This is a genomic window from Lysinibacillus sp. Y5S-8, assembly GCF_036894365.1.
Taxonomy (GTDB): Bacteria; Bacillota; Bacilli; order Bacillales_A; family Planococcaceae; genus Lysinibacillus; species Lysinibacillus fusiformis_D.
On sequence record NZ_CP145889.1, the window covers coordinates 4,203,520 to 4,222,945 of the forward strand.

The 19,426-nt window shown below is 36.6% G+C and carries 18 protein-coding genes; 5 read left to right on the top strand and 13 right to left on the bottom strand.

Annotation, left to right across the window (positions count from 1 at the left end; all coding sequences use genetic code 11):
- Positions 1 to 49: 49 nt before the first annotated feature.
- The 8 genes from V6670_RS20545 to V6670_RS20580 form a co-directional block, all read right to left on the bottom strand.
- Positions 50 to 625 carry a GNAT family protein gene (locus V6670_RS20545; protein ID WP_141904305.1) on the bottom strand — a complete coding sequence of 192 codons (576 nt, stop codon included), beginning with the start codon at positions 623 to 625 and terminating at the stop codon, positions 50 to 52.
- Positions 626 to 1,183: 558 nt separating this feature from the next.
- Entirely contained in the window at positions 1,184 to 2,656 is a 1,473-nt protein-coding gene (locus tag V6670_RS20550; protein WP_141904304.1) for a PH domain-containing protein, read from the bottom strand.
- A complete protein-coding gene (locus tag V6670_RS20555; RefSeq protein WP_089934468.1) occupies positions 2,649 to 3,128 on the bottom strand; it encodes a PH domain-containing protein in 480 nt (159 codons plus the stop codon). Before V6670_RS20555 ends, V6670_RS20550 begins: the two co-directional genes overlap by 8 nt.
- A 135-nt stretch (positions 3,129 to 3,263) precedes the next feature.
- Positions 3,264 to 4,796 carry a DEAD/DEAH box helicase gene (locus V6670_RS20560; protein WP_141904303.1) on the bottom strand — a complete coding sequence of 511 codons (1,533 nt, stop codon included), beginning with the start codon at positions 4,794 to 4,796 and terminating at the stop codon, positions 3,264 to 3,266.
- A gap of 352 nt (positions 4,797 to 5,148) precedes the next feature.
- Positions 5,149 to 5,841, bottom strand: a complete 693-nt coding sequence (locus tag V6670_RS20565) for an alpha/beta fold hydrolase (protein ID WP_141904302.1) — start codon at positions 5,839 to 5,841, stop codon at positions 5,149 to 5,151.
- A 59-nt stretch (positions 5,842 to 5,900) separates the two neighbouring features.
- Positions 5,901 to 7,271: a UDP-N-acetylmuramoyl-tripeptide--D-alanyl-D-alanine ligase gene (gene murF, locus V6670_RS20570; RefSeq protein WP_141904301.1), complete on the bottom strand. Its 1,371-nt coding sequence runs from the start codon at positions 7,269 to 7,271 to the stop codon at positions 5,901 to 5,903.
- 11 nt (positions 7,272 to 7,282) lie between these two features.
- Complete coding sequence (locus V6670_RS20575; RefSeq protein ID WP_141904300.1) at positions 7,283 to 8,362, bottom strand: D-alanine--D-alanine ligase; 1,080 nt, start codon at positions 8,360 to 8,362, stop codon at positions 7,283 to 7,285.
- A gap of 238 nt (positions 8,363 to 8,600) precedes the next feature.
- Complete coding sequence (locus V6670_RS20580) at positions 8,601 to 9,353, bottom strand: hypothetical protein (RefSeq protein WP_036119163.1); 753 nt, start codon at positions 9,351 to 9,353, stop codon at positions 8,601 to 8,603.
- Positions 9,354 to 9,699: 346 nt separating this feature from the next.
- Here V6670_RS20580 and V6670_RS20585 point away from each other — a divergent pair, with 346 nt between their 5' ends.
- Complete coding sequence (locus V6670_RS20585) at positions 9,700 to 10,887, top strand: FtsW/RodA/SpoVE family cell cycle protein (protein ID WP_036119166.1); 1,188 nt, start codon at positions 9,700 to 9,702, stop codon at positions 10,885 to 10,887.
- 57 nt (positions 10,888 to 10,944) lie between these two features.
- On the opposite strand, the gene V6670_RS20590 is transcribed toward V6670_RS20585, so the two are convergent.
- Positions 10,945 to 11,082 carry an Lmo0850 family protein gene (locus V6670_RS20590; RefSeq protein WP_164908744.1) on the bottom strand — a complete coding sequence of 46 codons (138 nt, stop codon included), beginning with the start codon at positions 11,080 to 11,082 and terminating at the stop codon, positions 10,945 to 10,947.
- Between the two features lie 309 nt (positions 11,083 to 11,391).
- Between V6670_RS20590 and V6670_RS20595 the strand changes: the two genes are divergently transcribed.
- From V6670_RS20595 to cls, 3 genes are all read left to right on the top strand, one after another.
- A complete protein-coding gene (locus V6670_RS20595) occupies positions 11,392 to 12,552 on the top strand; it encodes an MFS transporter (RefSeq protein WP_338651990.1) in 1,161 nt (386 codons plus the stop codon).
- A gap of 71 nt (positions 12,553 to 12,623) precedes the next feature.
- The gene (locus tag V6670_RS20600; protein WP_338651991.1) at positions 12,624 to 13,418 is read left to right on the top strand and encodes a DUF1963 domain-containing protein; all 795 of its coding nucleotides are present in this window, start codon (positions 12,624 to 12,626) and stop codon (positions 13,416 to 13,418) included.
- A gap of 137 nt (positions 13,419 to 13,555) precedes the next feature.
- Positions 13,556 to 15,013, top strand: coding sequence for a cardiolipin synthase (gene cls / locus V6670_RS20605; RefSeq protein WP_141904329.1), 1,458 nt, complete (start codon positions 13,556 to 13,558; stop codon positions 15,011 to 15,013).
- Positions 15,014 to 15,063: 50 nt separating this feature from the next.
- Here the strand turns inward: cls and V6670_RS20610 are convergent, their stop codons facing one another.
- From V6670_RS20610 to V6670_RS20625, 4 genes are all read right to left on the bottom strand, one after another.
- Entirely contained in the window at positions 15,064 to 15,846 is a 783-nt protein-coding gene (locus tag V6670_RS20610; protein ID WP_338651992.1) for a M15 family metallopeptidase, read from the bottom strand.
- Positions 15,847 to 15,996: 150 nt separating this feature from the next.
- Positions 15,997 to 16,245 (bottom strand): hypothetical protein, encoded by a 249-nt coding sequence (locus tag V6670_RS20615; protein WP_141904297.1) that lies wholly within the window; start codon positions 16,243 to 16,245, stop codon positions 15,997 to 15,999.
- Between the two features lie 55 nt (positions 16,246 to 16,300).
- A complete protein-coding gene (gene yidC / locus V6670_RS20620; RefSeq protein ID WP_036119178.1) occupies positions 16,301 to 17,062 on the bottom strand; it encodes a membrane protein insertase YidC in 762 nt (253 codons plus the stop codon).
- Between the two features lie 164 nt (positions 17,063 to 17,226).
- Positions 17,227 to 18,021: a helix-turn-helix transcriptional regulator gene (locus V6670_RS20625; RefSeq protein WP_004232009.1), complete on the bottom strand. Its 795-nt coding sequence runs from the start codon at positions 18,019 to 18,021 to the stop codon at positions 17,227 to 17,229.
- 505 nt (positions 18,022 to 18,526) lie between these two features.
- Here V6670_RS20625 and V6670_RS20630 point away from each other — a divergent pair.
- Positions 18,527 to 19,177 (top strand): LytTR family DNA-binding domain-containing protein, encoded by a 651-nt coding sequence (locus tag V6670_RS20630; protein WP_036119184.1) that lies wholly within the window; start codon positions 18,527 to 18,529, stop codon positions 19,175 to 19,177.
- Positions 19,178 to 19,426: the final 249 nt, after the last annotated feature.

Genomic DNA, 19,426 nt, shown 5'->3' on the forward strand with positions numbered 1-19,426 from the left:
GAGCAGCTCAATCATGGAGTTGCTCCTTTTTCACTAGAACGAATACATGCTATAAAATCACAGTGGCCTCATTTGCCAACTTAACTTTTTTCCATTCAGCGGCGGTTAAGCCATAAACAACTTGATCAACATGATGATCATAAAGCCACTCTGCATCCCTTAAACGCCCTTCTTCATGGAAGCCCAATACTTTGGGAATTGTACGACTGCGAATATTCCCTACCGCTACACGTACTTCAATACGATTTAACATTAAATAATTAAAAGCATAATCAATCAATGCTTTCATTGAATTTGTTACGAGCCCCTTCCCCACAAACTCATTTCCTAGCCAGTAGCCAATGCTTGTCCATTTATGCTGCCAGTTGATTTGATGATAGCCAATTACGCCTGCAAGCTCTCCATCATAGTAAATCCCTGCTTGTATACCATTATGATCAGCATATTGTTGCATAGCCTTTTTGACGAATTGCTCTGTATCTTCTACAGTTTTAACACTATCTACAAATGGCAGCCATTCACGTAATGTATCCCTTGAACGGTCAGTTAAAGCAAATAATTCATCTACATCACTCAAGTCTAATAGCTTTAAATAAGCGCTTTCATTAATATCATATTTAAACAAAGTCCCCCACCCCTTTTGTTCTATTTATTTTATTATAAACAGCATTCACATATATTTATAGTTAAAAAAGCTAATACTTCCATAAAATTGAAAGGATTAGCTTCATGTTGTTGAAAAAAAGTGATGTCAATGGCAGAAACAGCCATTTTGAAAGGCTAGGGGTTAATTTTCCTTTCGTTAGCGTTCTTTCCAGAGAGCGTCCGATGAGCCGTAGTAAATTGTATGATTGGAGAAAGGATAGCCTCTTATTTTCAATGTGGAGAATTGATGAGTGGCAACACCCCTCCATAAAGAGTAGTGAATACTTCACTTTATTAGAAAACCTTTCTAAAAAGGTACCATTTTTATGGATTGGAGTGGAAGGCTACTTGACTCCCGTGGGATAGCGAGACAGGCGAGCCCCTGCACGAAGCGGCTCGGCGTTCGCCCACAGGAAAGCAAGTAGCCTGCAACGGAAATCCATTTTCGCCTTTCGCAAAAATTCTATAGATGTTTTTGTTTTTCAACACTCTGAAGCTAATCCTTCCATAAAATTGAAAAGATTAGCTTTTTAGTTCATTAATGTTCATACCAAGTTAAGATTGTTTCTGCATCCTGTTGCTCTAAGCTTGATACACTTCCCGTTGTACCAGTTGCTCCAGACATGACTGTTGCTTTTATAGACATAACATTTTTCCTTTTTTGAAAGTAAGATTGTGTACTTTGAATAGATTGAATTCGCTTTTTCTCCACAATCAATGTAATACGACTAAATACTCGATACTGCATAGCCAGTTGCTTTCCATCAATTTGATAGCCTGCTGTTTTATGCTGCCATATTCCGATTAAGATTGTTAACGGAATTAACAGTAATGACAACAGTCCATACGGATAAAAGTAATAACTACATGCCCCCATAATTGGAACTAGCCAAATAAAATCAATTCGATAGAAGAATGGCCTTGCTCTTTTTGGTGATCGAATAAACGAAGGATGCCAATTCATATCTGGGAAAAGCTGCTCTAATGTGTGCAAACAATCCTGCTTCTTAATGAGTGGAAACAAAGTAATCTTTTTATCATTCCCATCTTCACCGTTACCACCAGCGCTTTCAACGACCACCGTTGCAAAGCCTGTTAATTGACGCAAAGGGTTTTCAACAATACGAATGGCTTGAATTCGATTCAGCGGTAAAGTAATACGCTTTTTCTCTAAAAGTCCCTTGGTGATAATCAATTTTTCTTCTTCAATTCGGACTGTATAATCATAGTAATTAATCAGTGTGATGACCACTGATACAACCCAAGCTACAATTAAAACTAACATCGCTGTTAAAGCGACTAAAAATGCACCGACTTTCACAAAATCAGCTAGTTCATGAAATACTGTTTCATAAGGAATAATATCGGAAAACTGTGAAGCAATTGCTGCAAGACCTGATAGTACGACACCGATCCCACCAGATGTTGTTGCTAAAACGAGTAAATCACGTATGGACATATGGTAAATCGTTGGAATGGAGACAGCTTCCTCTATCACTTGGATTTCTTCCTGATCTTGTTGTTGATCTACCCCATTTTTAGCCCGACGCATTTCTAATTCAATAACATCTGCTGCCGCTTTACGGATTGCTGTCAGTTCGACCTCAGGTTTACCTCCCTTACTACCTGCTGTTTCAACCTGAACTTTCACTAAACCAAAAATACGATGAAAAATACCCTCGTTATAATTTAAGCTTTGTATACGTTCAAAAGGAATATAACGCTTCTTTTTAACAAACAATCCATACTTTATGCGTAACTCCCCGTCTTCAAACCAATAAACAAATGTCCGCCATTTTATGATACCCCCAATAAGTGCAAGAAGTGCCGCACCTCCCCATACACCAAAAAGTAAAATGGTATCAAAAAAATGATCACTATGAAAATTCAAAGAAAAATTAAAGCCGTTTCCTATGATAATAATGGCAATTGGTAATATCATACTTTTTAATGCCTTAACGCTCGTAATAACTGCAGATACTGGATGTAAACGATTAATTTCTTTAGACATCATCTTCCGCCACCCTTGCTAAATCCGAGATGCGAGCACGAAGTATATCTGCTTCGTCCATAACAAGCGCAGGAATCGTATGTACAGTTGCTGCTGTTGAAATTGAAATATTACCTAAGTCGTATTTTTTCAAAATCGGTCCTTGTGTTGTATCAACATGTTGAACACGTACCATCGGTATCAATGTACGTTTCACAACAAATAAACCATGTTGTACTTCGATTTCATGCTCACGAACCTCATAACGCCATCGTTCCCATCTTATTTTCGGGAATACAAAAATGGATAGTATTGCACTTAGAACTACAATTGCCCCAGCTATGAAGTAAATAAATGACGGCCATTCAAAATAATATGTACCGTAGCTTACTAGCCCCGCTACAATGAATAACACCAATGTTTGTATGACACCATATAAACGCCACACAGTTAACCCTTTTCGGGATATTTGATGAATCGGCTGTGCTCTCAATATCGTTCCCCCCTCTTTCTTCATTAGGTGTATACGGATTTACTCACCTTTTTGTTTCAACTATAGCCGAAAAAAAACCTTACAGCCACTATGACTGTAAGGTTTATCATAAAGAATTAGTATATTCGGTTAAAATTAACCTTCGTGACGTCGTGGAGAGCGAGAACGACCTTGTCCAGCTTCTCTACGACCTCCCTCACGGCGTCCGCCTTCTCGACGGCTACTGCTACTACTGCTATTGCGACGTTCTCCACTGCGAGCGCCGTCACGACGTCCGCCACCAAAGCTACGGTTACCTCGGCCACGATCACCGCCACTACGGTTACTGCTAGAACGCTCACGACGCATTGGTAATGGACGCTCTTCTGTGATTGTTACTGGTGTATCGTCTGGCTCTCTCGTTAATGAACGTAGAGCAGCTGCAACAACGTCAATTGCTTCATGATTATCTAGTACTTCCGCTGCAAGTGTGCGGTAATCACCTAAATTGTTATTAGCAATAAGATTTTCCAGTGTTTCCACAGCTAAACGTTGTTGACCCTCTAATGCTTCATCAGTTGTTGGTGGGCGAAGAGGTGTCATACGTTTTTTCGTTGTTTCTTCCACAATACGTAAGTAACCCATTTCACGAGGTGTTACAAATGTTATGGCAAGACCTGATTTACCCGCACGACCTGTACGTCCAATACGGTGAACATAAGATTCAGGATCTTGAGGAATATCAAAGTTATAGACGTGTGTTACACCCGAAATATCAAGTCCACGAGCGGCAACGTCCGTCGCAACAAGGATATCGATTTTATTTTCTTTAAACTGACGTAATACTGAGATACGCTTCGCTTGGCTTAAATCACCATGAATACCTTCAGCTAAATAGCCACGAATAGATAGGGCCTGTGCAAGCTCATCTACACGACGTTTTGTACGACCAAAAATAATAGCAAGCTCTGGTTGGTGAACGTTTAATAAACGAGATAAAACATCAAATTTTTCACGTTCAGCAGACTTAACAAAATATTGATCAATATTATCAACTGTTAATTCTTTTGCTTTAATTTTCACAATTTCTGGATCACGCATAAATGTTTCTGCAATTTTACGGATTGCTGGTGGCATTGTTGCTGAGAACAGTAATGTTTGACGTTCAGAAGGCACGTTTTCTAAGATAGAATTAATATCATCGATAAAGCCCATGTTTAACATTTCATCTGCTTCATCCAATACTAATGTTTGAACATCTTCTAATTTTAACGTACGACGATTAATATGATCAATAATACGTCCTGGTGTACCAACAATAATTTGAGGTCTATTTTTCAGTGCACGAATTTGACGGCCAATTTCTTGACCTCCGTATACTGATAATAATTTTACGCGCTTGTCATAGCCAATTTTATATAGCTCTTCTGAAACTTGAATCGCTAACTCACGAGTTGGAGCAATAACTAACGCCTGAATATTAGGGTTTTTTGGATCAATTTTCTCAATTAGTGGAATCCCGAAAGCGGCAGTTTTACCAGTACCTGTTTGTGCTTGACCTAATACATCACGGCCTTCAATCGCAAAACGAATAGTACCTTCTTGGATTGGTGTTGCTTCTTCAAATCCCATACGCTTTACTGAGCGTAATGTAGATTCGCTAATATTTAATTCTGAAAAATTTGTCAAACTTCTCAATCTCCTTTTTTTCCTTTTAAGTTGACAAATGGTTACATTTTCAGATGAAGTTGTCGGCAAATTCGAGCCTGTGTAGTGGAACGTTTCCGTTACTTAAAAATTTTCTCTACATGATAGTCCATATAGAGCTCTCTTATATGAAAAGGAAAGCCCGGTCTTTACCGAGCGGTTCGATTCTGTCGTAATTATTCACTTTAGAATAAAACCGTTGTGTTCAAAAAAAAGTACCCTTCAACCAAATATGAAGAGTCTTCGCACAAAATGTATCCATTGCTTACACTAGTCTAACATGGCTTTAAATCCTATGCAACGATAACGCATGAGTCGTAATAATCTGACTACTTTATTTATCCCTTAAAAACGTTAAAACCCTTGGAAACCATTCAGAACAATCTTCCTCAAAACATATATGATGCTTGCCATTATCAGAAAAATACAAAATTTTATCTTTTGAGGCTAATTTGTCAAAAAGGAATTGTGCCGTATGATAGGGCACTATTCCGTCCAATTTCCCTTGCACGATATAAACAGGAATTTGGATATGTTGATAATAAGGTTCCACCATTCTAACCAGCTTCATAAATTCTATTGTGGACGCTAAAGGCACATTGTTAAACTTATGATGGTATCGTAAAAAAAGTTCGTTATTAGTCAAATTACGGTGGTAAGCCTCTGTAGCAAGCACTTTAAAATCATTGACTAACTGTTTAGGGCTGACATACTTTGCAGCAGCACTTAATAATACAAGTTTTTTTACTTTATAACGTTTAGCTAAATATAATGCTATGATTCCTCCCATTGAAAAACCAACGACGATTACCTCATCCACTTTTTTAGCTAATGATCGAAAGGCAAGCTCGGCATCCATTAACCAATGCTTCGCTGTAAAACCACTCATTTGTAATTCTTCTCCATGCCCTGACAACGTCGGCTCTACAATTAGCCAATTTGTCTGTGCCCGTAAGTATGTTGTGAATGGCTCCACTTCATAAGGTCCACCTGAAAATCCATGAATACATAGTACACCTACTGACAACGTCCTCACCTCGTTTAACAATGAATAAATCGGTGAGTTTAATCCCACCGATTCATTGGTTACTGTGACGTAAATGCATTTAAGATCGTCTCTAATTTCATACCACGCGAGCCTTTAAGTAAAACAATAGATGATTCATTCGCTAGTTTTAGCTTTTCAATAATAGCCGTATAATCATCTGCTACATACAGTAAACGTTCTTTCTCAAAGCGCTCTTTTAATACTTGATAAAGATATGCCATCCGAGGGCCAAATAAGCAGAGATAATCAATTTCATGCTCATTTATATATGCTGCTAGCCCTTCGTGAAAACTTTGCTCATTCGGTCCAAGCTCCAGCATATCTCCTAACACAAGCCATTTTTCAGGTCGAATTGTAGAGGAAGCCATAAATTGAATAGCAGCCTTCACCGAGGTTGGTGCTGCATTATAGGCATCGTTGATAAACAATGCTCCATTTGTTCCTTGTACTTGTTGCATCCTCATATCTGTTAAGACTACATGCTCTAAGGATGTACGAATTTGTTCATTGTTTAAACCTAGCTTATGAGAAATTAACATCGCCACTAATGTATTTTTTACTTGATGCTTACCAAGAACTGAAATAAAGAAGTCGCCTTCAATGATTCCGTGCGTAGTAAAGTGACTGCCATCCGCATTAGCATGAATATTTTCGGCGTATAAAAGATTACCTGGCTCTAATCCGAACGGCACTGCTTGTAAGTGCTGTTCCTTGGCTACCAATTCTTGGAGCAGCGGTTCATCACCATCATAGAATAATAGACCATCAGGCTGCATCCCTTGAATAATTTCAAATTTTGCTTTTGCTATACCTGCTCGTGACCCTAAATCCTGCATATGGGCCTCACCGATATTTGTAATAACCGTCATGTGTGGACGAGCAAGCTTCGTTAAAAATTCAATTTCACCAAAACCACTCATACCCATTTCAAGAACAGCAACATCTGTATCTTCATCAAGCTGTAAAACTGTAATAGGCAACCCTAATTGATTATTAAAGTTCCCAATAGTCTTTTGTACTTTAAAAAATGGCGCAAGTGCCCCCGCTAAAATATCCTTTGTGGATGTCTTACCATTTGAACCTGTAATGCCGATAAATTTCGCCTTATGTTCATTGCGATAGGCTCTTGCCATTTCCTGCAAAGCTACTTCAGGATCATCCACAAATAGTAAAGGATAACCTTCTGGAGGATTTGGTTCATCTTTTTGCCAGAGAGAAGCTCCTGCGCCTTTCTCAAATGCTTGAACAACAAACTGATGCCCATTTGTTTGCTCGCCACGAAATGGCACAAATAAATCTCCCTGTTGAATTGTTCTTGTATCGATAGAAATTCCTGATACAACGGTATCACCAAAAGCCGTCATATCCTCATTTAACCATGCAGCTAATTGTTTTAATGTTTTTTTCACAATAATCCCACTCAGTCTTTTTTATAGTGAAGCTGTTGTTTTTCTTCGTAACGTTCGATTGCTAGCTTAATGAGACGGTCAATCAGCTCTGGATAGCTCACATTTGTATGCTGCCATAATAATGGGTACATACTTACAGGCGTGAAACCAGGCATTGTGTTCACTTCATTGATGTAAACGCTATTTTCAGCCGTTACAAAAAAGTCGGCACGAACTAAACCGCTACCATCTATTGCTTTAAATGCACGTTTTGCTAATTCCTTTAAGCTTGTCACAGTTTCCACTGGCAGCTCCGCTGGAATAATAAGGGCTGTAGAACCGTCCTTATACTTCGAGTCATAATCATAAAATTCAGTGACTGGTTTAATTTCGCCTGGCACCGAAACTTCAGGATAATCATTACCTAACACGGCTAGTTCAACTTCGCGAGCAATAATACCTTGTTCTACAACAATTTTACGATCATATTGCAGAGCAATCTCAATTGCTTTTATTAATTCCTCACGATTAGTTGCTTTGCTAATCCCAACGCTTGAACCTAAGTTTGCAGGCTTCACAAACATCGGCCAACTCAAGCCCTGTTCACATCGTTCAATGATGGTCTGTTGCTCGTTTTTCCACTCACTACGAATAAAGTACGTATAGGGCACTTGTGGTAAGCCTGCAATTTCAAATAATTGCTTCATCACCACTTTATCCATACCAGCTGAAGATGCTAATACACCATTTCCTACATACGGTAAATTCAGTACTTCCAGTAATCCTTGAACAGTTCCATCCTCACCATTTGTTCCATGTAACAATGGGAAAATAACATCGAACTGCACTGCATTGCCTTTTTCATCAATTAAAAAATCAGTAATATTATTTTCTAAAATTGTGGCATTATCACCAAATTGTAATTCTTCTATTTCACTTACAGGTTTTTCCAAACGATCTCCACGTCGCCATTCCCCGTCAGATGTAATGAAAATCGGATATACTTCATACTCCTCGAAATTCAAAGCTCCAGTAACTGCACGAGCTGTCGATAATGACACCTCATGCTCCGCTGACTTTCCGCCGTATAATAAACCGATTCTTTTTTTCATTTTTTGTGCCCTCCACATACTTCTTGAGTACTATTAGTTTATCATGAAACGTCTTGACAAATGACATAAAAATCTCACCGTAATTTTTGACGGTGAGATTTTTACATTTCATCGATTATGCCTTAGTTGCATCTAATTTTTAAATTGTCTAGGCTCAATTCAAAATTCAGCACATCTGCCAACAACTGATCTTCATTTGATAGTCGCTTAATCGCAAAAATCGTTACTGATATGAAGATTAAATAATATAAATTAATTCATCATGTTCCGTTTTCAGGATCGTATTTAAGTCATCCCAAACTTCATCAGGAAATGAATACTCTGATAGGTTGCGAACTTCTATGCCATAGGCTACCTTTGGCTTTTCAATTCTGTACAAAGATAGTAACGCACCATCCTTAGCAAAGGATCGGTAAGATCGTAAAAAATCGGGCGATATAGATGGAATACTCGCCTTTACTTTTCGACGCCAAAAACCAGTACTCCGTTCCTTTTCACGAATTAGGCTATTAAATACATTGGCAACCAATAAATCCGAATCACTTAAATGACGAAAATAAATTTTTGTCATCTTCTCTTGATCTGAAGAATAATAGACAAATCTATTTTGTAATTTGTTAAAAAATGCAGACGTAATCGGTTCTTTTTTATGACTTATGTAAAGCAATTCTCCTTGTTCCATTGGTGTCAAATGATCTAGCCTCTTTTCGTCCATAAAATCAACCCAACACAATTCCTTTGACTCTGCTGATTTTTTCACAAAACGAGGAACTTCATCTTCCAAGACATATTCAAATTGTGTATGCATATTAAAAGAACCGTCTTCATAGGAATGTTTTAATAACAGTAAGTGATGCAGTGGTTCAAGTGCAGCCACAAATTGCGGGAATTTTAACCCGCTAAAAATGACAAATTTATCTACATCATTCATATGAACATAAATATGATACATAAAATCATCAGCTGACTTTAATTTTTTAGCCACAACCATCACCCCATTCTTCACTACATTATAAGTCTAAACATGATTTTTTTGAAACATTTTATGTTAATTGTCGTCCCAACTATATGCACAGGCATAAAAGTATTTTTTGCGTTATAATAGGAATGTTAAACATGCATTTGCATATTAATTTAAGATTACTCAATGAGTACAAGTCTTGCTGAAAATTCCATTGACAATGTTCAAAGCAAGTTGCAAGCTTATCAATAGATATGAGCTATCTCATATACTCTACTGGTCAATAGCTCTCTTCTTTGAACAATTATAAACGAAAATGGAAGATTCGCATCATATTTACTCATATTGAGATACTATTTTAATTTAGGTGGCTTTTATGGAAAATAAACGAAATTTCGCAAACCGTTTTGACTGGACCCTCGCTTTTATTCTTTTCACTTTTCTAGTCATCAGTTTGTTAGCTATTGCATCTGCCCAGACATCGGGTCAATATGGCATTAACTACGTACCTAAACAAATGCAATGGTATGTTATTGGTGCAGTAATTATTGGCATCGTCATGTTTTTTGAGCCAGATCAATATAAAAAAATGTCATGGTATATGTATGGAGCAGGGATTGCCTTATTAGTACTGCTTATTTTTATGCCTGAAGGAGAAGGTCAAATCGGTGCACCCGTTAATGGTGCTAAAAGCTGGTATCATACGCCGATTGGAAATATTCAGCCTTCTGAGTTTATGAAAACTTTTTACATTTTAGCACTAGCACGACTAATCAGTAAGCATCATGAAGTTTATTCGTTAAAATCAGTAAAAACGGACTTCCTACTACTAGGGAAAATTGGTATCACACTCATCATACCATTGGCTATCATTATGAAGCAGCCTGACCTTGGTTCTGCTCTTGTATTCTTTGCGATTACTGCTGCTCTTATCATTGTAGCTGGAATTTCTTGGAAAATCATTCTACCGACCTTTTTAGGTGGAGTGGTAGCAGGTGGCACCCTACTGTGGATGGCACTTTATATGCAGGATTTCCTAGAAAAAACGTTCGGCTTAAAGGCTTATCAATTTGCTCGAATTTATTCTTGGCTAGACCCCTATTCCTATTCATCTAGCGAAGGCTATCATTTAATAACATCGTTAAATGCTATTGGGTCAGGAGAGATCTTTGGTAAGGGGTTCCGAAATCGAGAGGTATATGTAGCAGAAAACCATACCGATTTCATTTTTACAGTTATCGGTGAAGAATGGGGATTTATTGGCGCTAGTATTGTTATTTGTGTTTTCTTCTTATTAATTTATCACTTAACAAAGACAACGCTCTTATTGAAAGATCCATTCTCAACATATGTTTGTGCAGGTATTATTGCCATGATTACTTTCCACGTCTTCGAAAATATAGGCATGACTATTCAGTTATTACCAATTACAGGTATTCCGCTTCCGTTCATTAGTTACGGAGGAAGTTCTTTAATGGGCAATGCTTTAGCCATTGGGCTAGTCTTTAGTATGCGGTTCCATTATCGAACGTACATGTTTACGACACATGATGAAGATGAATAAATATAGAAAAAGGGAAGTCTCGCGCATTGAGACTTCCCTTTTTCTATTGTAAACGAGTTAAGCTTGAACTTGCGGAGTCTGCGTTGGTGGTGTTAGCACTTTTAAAAGTTCTAGTCGAGACTTTGTTACAGTGGCTGTTACACCCAACTTAGATAAATTCGAAACAATCTTTTTCAAATCTACTTCTTTCCTCATACATTCCACCTCAATCTTTCCTCGATTTTATATAACGTTTTAGGGAACAAAAAAGTTTCATTTTTCTACGAGTAAGATGTCTGACAAATTTATCATACCATTTAACTTACATATAAAATTTTTCATTTTTGTTACATTGTAAATTATTTATACCACCAAACACTTATAAAATAACCACAATCACTATATTTTATTCATCTTCAATTAATAACTATCTCCACCATGTTTCTCCATCCGTATTCTTGTCATCGTAAGAGCAAGAAGGGTAGAATGTACATAGTGAAATATTGTATGAAAGCAGGGAACTGTATGAAAAAGGCAATTTTATTATTGATGTCTGTTCAATTTCTCGTTTACTTAGGATTTGGCATTATTATTCCTGTCTTACCTGAGGTGATTGTGCAGCAAAATTGGAATGATCTCCACGTCGGTGGTTTACTAACCGTATATTCACTTGCAAGTTTCTTTACAGCACCATTTTGGGGCATGCTATCAGATAAGATAGGACGTAAACAACTAATCTTAACAGGTCTGGTTGGTTTTAGCCTTAGTTTTGTTATTTTTTCATTATTTATAGATAACCTAGCTATTTTGTATGTCTCACGCATTGTAGGTGGTTTATTCTCAGGAGCATTGTATACTGCAGTAACAGGATTTATCGCAGATATGTCCAGTGAAGAGGATCGTAATAAATATATGGGCTTTATGGGCATGTCCATTGGTCTTGGTTTTATTTTTGGTCCAGCAATCGGTGGGGTGCTAGGCCATTATAGTTTGCAATTACCATTTATCGCATCCGCATCATTAATTGCACTATTATTTATTTATGCAAGTTTCGTCTTAAAAGAACCTGAAAAACGGAAAGATTCAAATAAACGTGCTATTGTACCAAAAGGCGCTAGCAAGATGCTACAGTACCGTGTGCGTTACTTATTTATGTTTTCATTTTTAGTAACCTTTATGCTAGCGGGTGTTGAGGCTACTTTCCAACTATTCCAAATCGAAAAAATTCATATTACACCATTACAAATTGGATATTTATTTATGTTTAGTGGTTTCGTTGATGCAGCCATTCAAGGTGGCGTTGTTCGACGTATAAAAAATGGCAGCGAAACAACATGGTTAATCGGTGCTCAAATTGTAACAGCAATCGGTATGCTATTATTCACACTCACAGCTAATCTTTTTATCGCTGGTCTAGCCCTATGTGTCTTTACAGCTGGTAATGCACTTGCTAGAACGTGTGTGGTATCGCTCTCCTCGAAAGAATCTGGAGGACAATATGGAACTGCCGCAGGTCTTTCCTATTCAATGGATAACTTAGGACGTATTCTTGGTCCACTATTTTTCACTTGGTTATTTACGATGCAAGCAAGTCTCGGGTACTATATATCGGCAGCAATAGCCATTCTTTCGATAAGTTTGATTTTTATCTATAAGGCTTCCAGTAAATCATTGCGTTTTGAATAGATTCTCACTATACCGTAACTTGTTATACTTTATTGCTTTCAAAGAGCTAGAGAGAAATTCGGAGGGTTTGCATGAACAAACCAACAAATTTTTTACTTCCTAAAGAGCTAGAAGCTTTTCGCTCAGAAATCGAAGACACGCTACTTTCAACAATCATTATTCAGCCATACCAACGTTCAACTACGTTAACTGAAAGTAAATTTGCTGGCGAACCCTATCTCCCCTCTTTTCAAACCTATCCAAAAGATTTAACAGGGGAGCCAATGAGATTATTAGCTCAAATTAATTTTGCCGAAATCCCACCACTACTAGGTTTTCCTTCAAGGGGATTACTGCAGTTTTTTATTTCAGCCAATACTTTTAAAACTACTACTGTCAATTATTACGAAGACATTTTTCAGCAATTTTATAAAGTAAGATTTTATCCAACTGTTAATGACAGTGCAGCCCACTCTCAACAGGCACACTTTACTATACCGACTACATTAGATGGCTTCCCTATTCGTCAGGAATTAGCTTTACAATTTCAGCTAACACAGGAACCCATTTCTGCACTAGATTATCGAGCACAACGTCACCTCCCCTTCCTCCTATCCTCCCAGATGGATGATGTGCAAGAGATTTATTTGCAACACTTCCTAGGAGCGGGAGCTAAAATTGGTGGCTATGCTTATTATTTAAATGAGGATATTCATCAAGAGTCCTTGCTACTTCAGCGCTATAATGTCTTATTATTACAAATTGACTCTCATGATGAATTAGGAATTATGTGGGCAAATTGCGGTGTTGGCAAGTTTTTTATTAACCGAGAAAAGCTTCTTCAAAAGGATTTTTCCGATATTTTATTTCAATGGGAAAATTACTAACGAAAACATGCGGATTATCCCTTACGAATCGAAGAGATAATCCTTTTCCTACCTAGCTAGATTTCATATCTTCTTTCTTCTTTTGAAGTAGGCTATACTTATGTATGTTGTTAACAATAGTAAAGGCAGGTGTAGGAATGAGCATTTTTACAGACATAGAATATTTAGTCCCTTTAACCTTGTTTTTTAATATTTTATTAGCCTTGACCATCATTTTTTTAGAACGTAAAGATGCTACCTCTACATGGGCATGGATTCTTGTATTATTTTTCTTGCCATTAGTTGGATTTATTTTGTACTTATTACTTGGAAGGCAGTTACGAAGAAAGCATTTATTTCGTTGGGAAGGGCGTAAGGATATCGGGATAGATAACCTCATTAGCTATCAAATGGAAGCCATTCGCAGTGAAACATTTGAGTTTCGCATTGCAAACGCAGAAAATTATCAAGAAATGATTTATATGCACCTTAGAACAAATAATGCGGTATTAACACAAGACAACCATTTAGATATTTTCGATGATGGTGCCAATAAATTTGAACAACTCCTAAAAGATATTGAAGCAGCTAAAGATCATATCCACATTCAGTATTATATTTTCCGTCTAGATGACTTAGGTACACGTATCGTGAATGCACTGATAAAAAAAGCAAAACAAGGTGTCAAGGTACGTCTACTCTATGATGAAATGGGCTCACGTAATGTAAAAAAGCGCCATTTTAAAGAATTGCTGAATGCTGGAGGTGAAGTAGAAGTTTTCTTCCCATCCATTTTGCCACTTCTCAATCCCCGTCTAAATTTTAGGAATCACCGAAAAATTGTTGTCATTGATGGTCGAATTGGCTATATTGGTGGCTTTAATGTCGGTGATGAATATCTTGGGCTACAAAAAAAATTCGGTTATTGGAGAGACACTCACTTGCGAATTGAAGGAAGTGCGGTGCATCCACTGCAAACTCGCTTTTTACTCGATTGGAATCAAGCAAGTGCACAGCAGAAAATGGGCTACTCTGATCGTTACTTCCCTGCTATCCCGCAAAAGGGTGATGTTGGCTTACAGATTGTTTCAAGTGGACCAGACTCAGACTGGGAACAAATTAAGATTGGTTATTTAAAACTTATTAATATGGCGAAAAAATATATTTATATTCAAACACCTTATTTTATCCCAGATGTAAGCTTCTTAGACGCCATTAAAATCGCAACATTGTCGGGCATTGATGTGCGTATTATGATTCCTAATAAACCTGACCATATGTTCGTTTATTGGGCTACTTATTCCTATGCCGGTCAGTTATTACGTGCAGGAGCGAAAGTCTACATTTATGAAAAAGGCTTTATACATGCCAAAACCATTATTATTGATGACGAGGCATCGACTGTCGGAACAGCTAATATCGATGTCCGAAGTTTCAGTCTGAATTTTGAAGTCAATGCCTTCATCTATGATGCAAACATATCGCACCAACTTGCAGAGCTATTTGAAAAGGATATTTTTGATTGTACGGAATTAACATGGGAAATGTATAAAAACCGCTCAGCACTTATTAAATTTAAAGAATCCATTTCACGTTTATTAACGCCTATTTTATAAAAATAAAAAGGAAGAGAGCCTGTTCATAATGAACCGCATCTCTTCCCTTTTTATTTCACTCCTAAATATTCTTCCAACGTAATATTTTGCTTTGTAATCTCTTTTGCAATATCTTTGCCTACATAACGATAATGCCAAGATTCATACATATAACCTGTAATATCTTCTTTATTTTGTGGGAAACGTAAAATAAAACCATACTCTTGAGCATGCGCAAATAGCCATTGTCCTGCTGGCGTTTCTCCAAATTCTGCTGTCAGCCATACATCCTCTTTTCCACGCTCTCCTATATCAAACGCTAAGCCTGTTTGGTGTTCGGAATAGCCTGGTCGAGCACTGTATCGATCTGCTGCTGCTTGTCCATCACGTTTTACATAGTTATCATAAAGTGTTGTTTGATATTCAAAAGAACGATACCCACTAAATGCAACTAAATCAAATCCTTGTTGCTTGGCGGCAGCTAACATCTGATTTAGAGCTTGTCGTGCCTCTGGATTTTCTTCAGGTGCAAAGGTAGAAGGAAGTGGATATATTTTATTTGCTAGCAAAATACCATTTATATAGGTTGGTTCAGTAGGTAATGTTTGATTTGGTAGATAACCGTTTTCGTCAGGTTGCTGCTCTGATTCTGCAGGTGTTTCAGGTGTATTTTCTGGCTTCTCTGTTGTAGAAGAGTCTTTCTCTGTAGAGTTGTTTGTTTCTGTTGTTTTTGGTTGCTCATCAGTCGCACTATTTACTTGATCATTTTTATAGTTATAGACTACAAAAATAGCTACGATTAACGCGATAGAAATCAAAGCACCTATGATGAGCGGAAGACGATTGTTTTTCACTATTTATGCCCCTTTTAAAATATCAGGTACAACAAGGATATTGCTCTGAAAACATGCCATCCTCAAAATACCCATTTTTTTTTACTCGTTATAATCTTATTTTAGCACTGTTCACATTTTCAGGTGTGAATTTCCCATGTAAATATTCCCTTAGTCTGTAAGAACAATGACAAATACTGCTATTGAAGCAATAGCAAAAAAGATTGCCATATACTTCATCCACTTCGCTTCTTTTACATAGCCCTGCTCTGCAAAACTTTTAGCTCTAAATCCATTTGATAAAGCGAACATAATCGTCATCGCAAGTACAGCAAAATTAAATTTCCCTATAATTATAAATACGAGTGCCGCAATACTAAAAATTGCAACAAGAATAGATGATAGCCACTTTCTGTTCATCTTGCTGACCTCCTAAAAAAGTCGAGGCAACAGAGGCGCCTCGACATTGTTTAATTTATTTTTTTGCTTTTTCGGGATGCTCCGAATAATATTTACGCCCAATATATGTTTGAATAATCAATAATGCACCACTGACAGACCAATACAGAGGTAGAGCTGCCATAGAAGACATTGAGATAAAGACAATCATAATTGGTGAAATATAAATAAACATTTTCATTTGAGCCTTTTGTTGCTCAGGTACAGTCCATAATGATACACGCGCTTGGACTAAGTAAACAATCCCTGCAATAATAGTCATAACGATATCAGGTGACCCTAAACTAAACCATAAAAACTCATGTGATTTTACATCCGCAGAATACAAAATCGAGAAATAAAGTCCCATAATAATTGGCATTTGAATTAACATCGGTAAGCAACCCATGTTAAGTGGATTAATGCCATGCTTTTGATAGAGAGCCATCATTTCTTGTTGATATTGTGTTTGCTCTTCTTTTGTCTTAGCTTCCTTCATTTTTTTCTGAACGGCTTCCATTTCAGGCTTGAACGCATCCATTTTCGTTTTCATCAATTGCTGCTGACGATAGTTTTTTAACATAATCGGCATTAAAACTAAACGAATTAGAACCGTGATCGCAATGATTGCTAAACCATAGCTTCCTGAAAAGATATCATTCCCGAAAAACTCCAGTAAAAATTCCATAGGTTTTACAAAGATACTATAGAAAAAACCTTCTTTGTTTTGCACTGCTTGACAGCCACTAAGCACAAAAACAGCTAGACCAAGCATTGAAAAGAGTTTCAAATTTTTCATTTTTCCACCTACTATAATTTATCAACTACTGTGAAGTATACCTTATAGGCTCTACCTTTATCAAATAGCAAGTGCTACTAATTTAGACCGCAGTTGTTCGTAAAAAAGGTGCGAGCTTTAGCCATGCTAAACGTTCGCACCTTTTCACATCTTATGCTCAAAATTTAAACATTCTGTAATTCAGTCTCTGCCATTTCAAAACGATAAAATTCATGATGAAGTTCATCTCTGAAATGCTTTGGTGTAACACCAGTATATTTTTTAAAAATACGAGTGAAATAACTTTGGTTACAGAAATGGAACTGATCTGAGATAGATGTAATACTTTTATTTGTATGTCGCAAGTAGTATTGTGATTCTTCTACACGTCGAACATTTAAATACTCAACTAATGTAATACCTACATGTTCTCTGAAAATACGTGATAAGTGACTAGTACTGATATGAAAGTTATTAGCGATACTTTCTACAGTTAAATCATTCTCAAGTTCATCATTTATATACATAATTACTTTGTTGACCGTCTGATGTCGGAAAGTCGGTTGTTTGCGATCTGCAATAAAGTAAACAAAGAAATCAATTAAATCATCTGCAAATTGTAAAAACTCTGCGTCTTTCATCTGATTTTCTATCATATCGTTACAAGCAATATTAAAAGCAAAGGCTTTTTTCGAAGGTACTTGATTGTCCAGCAGTTTACGGGCAACAATTGATGATAAAACGGAAAAATAACTTCGAACAATTTTAATGACTTGCTTACCAAAACGGATTGAAAGAATATCAATTAACTCATGCAAAGACTTTTTGGCTTTGGCAGATTCTAAATGGTAAATTTCAAATATTAATTTCGACTCAATATTAAAAAATTCTTCGACACCGATATATTGATTAATATTATCGATTTCTTGGAAGTATCTTTTGGATATCGTTTCTGACATAGAATGTTGATGTAGTTGCATAATCTTCCCCATCTTTCCTCAGAGTGCACGAATTGCATGACAAAATCTGACACCAATCCCAACGAATTAAAAATAAGAAAATAGTATTTGCTTATTCAATATAAGAACTGAGTCCTATTTCACAATTTTTTATTAAAAATAACTCAAAAATAACCCAACTAAAACACCAAATCTAAAAAAAATAGACTATACAGTGGATTTTACCATATTCTGCGATTTCCTTTCAACCACATTTTACTTGCCACTCTAGTTCTAATTTATCACATACGCATAGTAGAAACCTCGTAAACTTATTCCTAACAATTAGATTTTACCATATACCTATTAAAAAAAATTAGTCATTATATAAATTTATTTACAAATTATACAAGACATCTTACACCATTTTAATGAGTCAATCGACATTTTTCTATTTTATTCCTAAATCTTCTCTATATAATTTATATGGATATGTAGTAAAATAGATGATAATACTATTTTTAAAAGTTTAGACGAGGTGTTTAAAGTGGATCCAAAACAAATAGAAGAAATAATGGAGATAATTAAGGAGTTCTTCCCTGAGAATACATCCATTGCTATCTCTGATACAAATGAATATTTGTATTACCAGCCAAGCAAAAAAGTTGATTTAAAAATTAAGCCCGGTGATCCGATTAAAGAAGGTTCAGCCGCACACAAAGCACTTAGCTATGGTCAAAAAATCAGCTCTTACATCGAACCTGATGTTTTTGGTGTCGCTTACTATGGAATGAGTATTCCTTTAATGGAGGAAGGCGAAACTAAAGGAGCTATTACTGCTATCTTCCCGCAAAAACCATCAGCATTCTTAACAAATTATATTACCATCAAAATTGATGATTGCTGGTACCCAATCAAACATGATCAAGTGATTTATTTAGAAACTCAACTCCGTAAAACATTTGTTAAAACAATGACTCGTGAAGGTTATCACCGTTTGAACCTAAGTGATCTAGAGCTATTTTTAGCACCTGACTCATTTATTCGTTGTCACCGCTCTTATATCGTTAACATTGACTTCATCGATGAAATTCAACCGGATTCACACTCAACGTTTTTATTAATTATGAAAGATGGTACGCGCATTCCTGTTAGCCAACGCTATGCAAGCTACTTCCGTCGTTCTCTAGGTTTTTAATATGGACAGACAGCGAGCAATTTTATGAATTGTTCGCTGTTCTTTTTTGCGTTAAAAGAGACCACTTCTCTCCCCTCCATTAACAATTTTGACACAGTTTTTAATGTAGAAATTTTCTAATTTTATACAACTCTACAATAAAACGTTTTCTCTGTCGAAAAATCATCTTAATGCTCGATTTTCCTTTTTTTACTCAATTTAATGCTAATTCTAAAGTTTTTGTGACAATTTGGTGATAGTATTATTCAA

Coding starts and splice junctions, on each gene's coding strand:
- V6670_RS20550 (WP_141904304.1), bottom strand. CDS start 2,656: ATGTCTAAAGAAATTAATCGTTTACATCCAGTATCTGCAGTTATTACG.
- V6670_RS20575 (WP_141904300.1), bottom strand. CDS start 8,362: ATGAAAAAAAGAATCGGTTTATTATACGGCGGAAAGTCAGCGGAGCAT.
- V6670_RS20580 (WP_036119163.1), bottom strand. CDS start 9,353: ATGGTTGTGGCTAAAAAATTAAAGTCAGCTGATGATTTTATGTATCAT.
- V6670_RS20585 (WP_036119166.1), top strand. CDS start 9,700: ATGGAAAATAAACGAAATTTCGCAAACCGTTTTGACTGGACCCTCGCT.
- V6670_RS20590 (WP_164908744.1), bottom strand. CDS start 11,082: ATGAGGAAAGAAGTAGATTTGAAAAAGATTGTTTCGAATTTATCTAAG.
- V6670_RS20595 (WP_338651990.1), top strand. CDS start 11,392: ATGAAAAAGGCAATTTTATTATTGATGTCTGTTCAATTTCTCGTTTAC.
- V6670_RS20600 (WP_338651991.1), top strand. CDS start 12,624: ATGAACAAACCAACAAATTTTTTACTTCCTAAAGAGCTAGAAGCTTTT.
- cls (WP_141904329.1), top strand. CDS start 13,556: ATGAGCATTTTTACAGACATAGAATATTTAGTCCCTTTAACCTTGTTT.
- V6670_RS20615 (WP_141904297.1), bottom strand. CDS start 16,245: ATGAACAGAAAGTGGCTATCATCTATTCTTGTTGCAATTTTTAGTATT.
- yidC (WP_036119178.1), bottom strand. CDS start 17,062: ATGAAAAATTTGAAACTCTTTTCAATGCTTGGTCTAGCTGTTTTTGTG.
- V6670_RS20625 (WP_004232009.1), bottom strand. CDS start 18,021: ATGCAACTACATCAACATTCTATGTCAGAAACGATATCCAAAAGATAC.